The sequence below is a fragment of the Protofrankia sp. CiP1_Cm_nod2 genome, from assembly GCF_920664355.1.
GTDB lineage: Bacteria > Actinomycetota > Actinomycetes > Frankiales > Frankiaceae > Protofrankia.
This window is the reverse complement of sequence record NZ_CAKKTL010000342.1, coordinates 1-3959: the sequence shown is the minus strand read 5'-3', so window position 1 is coordinate 3959 and position 3959 is coordinate 1. Positions and strand designations below refer to the sequence as shown.

Here is a 3959-nt window from a genome sequence, read left to right as displayed (position 1 = left end):
GGTGACGGACAGTGCCGAAATCGTGTCCGACGGCCCGGCCGGCACGGGCGCGGGCCCCGGCACCGCGGAAGTGATCATCATCGACTCCTCCGGGTCGATGGAGGGCAAGAAGATCACCGAAGCCCGGCGCGCGGCCGCCGTCGCGATCGACACGCTGCCCGACGGCGTGGCGTTCGCGGTGGTCTCGGGCAACAGCTCCGCCCGGGTCGTCTACCCGACAAGCCAGACCGGTCTCGCCGAGGCGTCGGCGGCGACCAGGTCGGCGGCGAAGCAGGCGGTGCACGACGTCCGCGCGGGCGGCGGCACAGCCATCGGCCAGTGGCTGACGCTGACCCGCTCGCTGATGGAGACCCGGCCCGGCGCGGCCCGGCACGCCATCCTGCTCACCGATGGCCAGAACTGGGAGAGCGAGGACGTCTTCGCCGCCGCGCTCGCCCGGTGCGAAGGCGTGTTCCAGTGCGACTGCCGGGGGGTGGGCGCCGACTGGCGGGTGTCCGAGCTGCGCCAGATCGCGAGCCTGCTGCTCGGTTCGGTGGAGCTGCTGCGGACTCCGGAACAGATGGCGGACGACTTCCGGGCGGTGGTCGCCGCGGCCACCGCCCGGGCCGTTCCCGACGTGACGTTACGGGTGTGGACGCCCAAGGGCGCGGCCGTCCGGTTCCTGCGGCAGGTCTACCCCGAGGTCGACGACCTGACCGGCCGCGGCGGCGACGTCAACGAGCGGACCCGTGACTACCCGACCGGCGCCTGGGGCGCCGGCACCCGCGAGTATCACCTGTGCGTCGACGTCGTGCCCGGTCCGGTCGGTACCAGGAAGCTCGCCGCCAGGGTGACCCTCGTCGCCGGCGACACCAAGCTGTCGGAAGCCCTCGTCCTGGCCGTCTGGACGGACGACACCGACCTGTCGACCCGGATCAACGACAAGGTCGCCCACTACACCGGTCAGGAGGAGCTGGCGCGGGCGATCCAGGAGGGCATCGAGGCGAGGGCGCTGGGCGACGACGCCACCGCCGCCACCAGACTGGGCCGGGCGACGCAGCTCGCCGCCGAGGCCGACGACGAGGGCACGCTCCGGCGCCTGGCCAAGGTGGTCGACATCGACGACCCGGCGACCGGGAAGGTACGCCTCAGGCGCGACGTCGACGCGCTGGACGAGATGGACCTGGACGTGTCGTCCACCAAGACGGTGCCGGCGAAGCGGTGAGCGCCCGCTGCCAGGAGGGGCACCTGTCGCAGACCTACGACTGGTGCGACCAGTGCGGCATCCTGATCGCCGCCGAGCAGCCGCCCCCGGCGCCGCACGCCGTCCCGCCCGAGCCGGGGCCGTCACAGCCGTTACGACCGCCGCACCCGTTACAACCACCGCACCCGTCACAGCCACCGCAGGCACAACCGCCGCGACCGGCCGACGCGGCGGCCCGGCCGGCCGGTGCCGGTGCCGGCTCGTGCCCGATGTGCACGACCCCTCGGGACGGCGCCGGTCGTTTCTGCGAGACCTGCGGCTACGACTTCGTCACGGGCATGCCGCCACCCATGCTGACGGCCGTGCCCGTCGAGGCACCGGATCCCCTCCAGCCAGATCGTCACCCGGGGCCGGGCGGCCCGGCGGCCGGTGGCCCCGTGGCGTCGGCACCGGCATCGGCACCGGCATCGGCATCGGCGCCGGACAGCACGCCGAGCGGCTGGGAGGCGGAGGTCACGCCGGACCAGGCGTTCTTCGACCGCGGTTCGGAGGAGGGCGTGTCGTTCCCGGCGACCGTCGTCACCCGCGTGCTCGCGCTGCGCGGCTCGCGCTCGCTCATCGGCCGGCAGAGCCGCTCCCGCGGCTACTACCCCGACGTCGACCTGTCGGTGACGCCCGAGGACAGAGGGGTCTCGCGCACCCACGCGATGCTCGACCACCCGCCGGACGGCACGCTGACCATCACCGACCTGGGGTCGTCCAACGGCACCTACCTCGACGACGAACTGGCGCCGCTGGCCCGCGGCGTGGCCGTCCCGCTGCGCGACGGGTCACGCATCTACGTCGGCTCGTGGACCCGCATCACGGTCCGGCGCCGATAGGCGCGGCTCCCCCTCGCCACCGCCCGCGCAGTCCATGATCGGCGCGGGTGTGCTGCCGGGTACGCTCCTGTGCCGCGTCGGCGTACGCGGTGACGACCTCGCGCCGGTCTCCCGCGGGCCCGGCCCGGCCGTCACGAGCCGCTGGTGCCGGCCGTCCAGGAGGCGTGCAGGCGCTGGTACACGCCGGGGACGGCGACCAGCTCCGCGTGGGTGCCCTGCTGGACGATCCGGCCGGCGTCGACGACGACGACCAGGTCCGCGGACTCGGCCGTGGACAGCCGGTGGGCGATCGTGACCGACGTCCGCCCGCGGGTGATCTCGCGCAGCGCGCCGGCCAGCCGCACCTCGGTCGCCGGATCCACCGCCGACGTCGCCTCGTCGAGGACGAGCAGGTCCGGGGCGGCGACCTGGGCGCGGGCGAGCGCCACCAGCTGGCGCTCGCCCGCGGCCAGCAGGCTGCCGCGCTCACCGACGCGGGCCCGCACGCCGTCGGCGAGCCCGCTGATCCAGTCGGCGAGCCCCAGCGCGCCGAACGCGTCCAGAACATCACGGTCAGTGGCGTCCGGACGCCCGTAGCGGACGTTGTCGGCGATGCTCGCGTCGAAGAGGAACCCCTCCTGCGGGACCATCACGACCCGCCGGCGCAGCGCGGCGAACCGCACCCGTGCCAGTGGCACCCCGGCGACGAGCACCTGGCCGGCGGCCGGATCCACCAGGCGGACGAGCAGCCGGGCGAGCGTGGTCTTGCCCGACCCGGTCTCGCCGACCACCGCGACCCGGCTGCCGGCCGCGATCCGCAGGTCGACGCCGCACGGCACGGGCGGGCCGCCCGGATAGGCGAACGAGACCCGCTCGAAGCACACCGACAGCGGGCCGGCGGGCAGCTCCCGCCCGTCCGGGCCGGGATCGGGCACGTCATGCGGGGTGTCCAGCACGTCCAGGACGCGGCGCAGCCCGGCGAGAGCGCCCGCGCCCTCGTTGAGCATCTCGGTCAGGGTCTGCAACGGCACCACGAACAGCGTCACCAGGAACAGGAAGGCCACCAGCCGCCCGGCGCTGAGATGGCCGCCCACCCCGAGTAGCACCCCGCCGACCACCACGGCGCTGGTGGCGCCCGCCGCCACCAGCTCCCCGACGGAGAAGACCGTGGCGACCAGGCGCTGCGCGGCCGTCTGCGCCGAGCGGTACCGGTCGACGGCGGTGTCCACCCGGGCCGCCGTGCGCGCCTGGACACCGTAGGCGCGCACCACCGCCGCGCCGACCACCGACTCCGAGATCGCGCCCAGCATGTCCCCGACCCGCTCCCGCACGGTCAGGTACCGCCTGGCCACCCGCGGCTGGAAGCGCCACACCACCACGGCCATCGGGACGAAACAGGCGTAGACGACGATGGTCAGCGGCCAGGAGTACACCGCCATCAGCACGGTCGCGACCATCATCTGCCCGGCGGAGAGCAGCAGCACCATGCCGCCGAACTGCAGGAACTGCGACATCTGGTCGACGTCGCTGGTCACCCGGGAGGTCAGCGCCCCGCGCCGCTGCCGCGCCTGGGCCAGCACGGACAGCTCGTGGATGTGCCGGAACGCCCGCACCCGCATGGTCGCCAGGGCCGCCTCCGACGCCCGGTAGAGCCGGACGTTCATCCGGTAGGCCGCCAGCGCCGTCACCACGATCGCCACCGCCGCGGCCAGCACCGCGTGGCGCACCACGGCGAGGTCCGGCCGGCCGTCCAGCAGGCCGTGGTCGACGGTCTGCTGGACGGCGACCGGGATCACCACCCGTCCCGCGGTCGCGGCCGCGGCGAGGGCCAGCGTCACGGGCAGGCCGGCGGTGAGCTCCGGCGCGAGCCGGCGGATCCGGCCCACCGCGGCCCACAGCGGCTCCCGGGGCCGCGG

Annotated in this window: 3 protein-coding genes; 2 read left to right on the top strand and 1 reads right to left on the bottom strand. The window is 74.9% G+C overall.

All coding sequences use genetic code 11. The features are described from left to right. Together NBW84_RS22980 and NBW84_RS22975 are read left to right on the top strand one after the other, a co-directional pair. Nucleotides 1-1204: VWA domain-containing protein (locus tag NBW84_RS22980; protein WP_250287336.1), on the top strand; the 1204-nt coding region annotated here is incomplete at its 5' end. Continuing rightward, nucleotides 1201-2064 carry an FHA domain-containing protein gene (locus tag NBW84_RS22975; protein WP_250287334.1) on the top strand — a complete coding sequence of 288 codons (864 nt, stop codon included), beginning with the start codon at nucleotides 1201-1203 and terminating at the stop codon, nucleotides 2062-2064. The genes NBW84_RS22980 and NBW84_RS22975, both read left to right, overlap by 4 nt. Nucleotides 2065-2195: 131 nt before the next feature. On the opposite strand, the gene NBW84_RS22970 is transcribed toward NBW84_RS22975, so the two are convergent. Beyond that, the coding region (locus tag NBW84_RS22970; RefSeq protein WP_445548828.1) for an ABC transporter ATP-binding protein at nucleotides 2196-3959 on the bottom strand (1764 nt) is incomplete at its 5' end.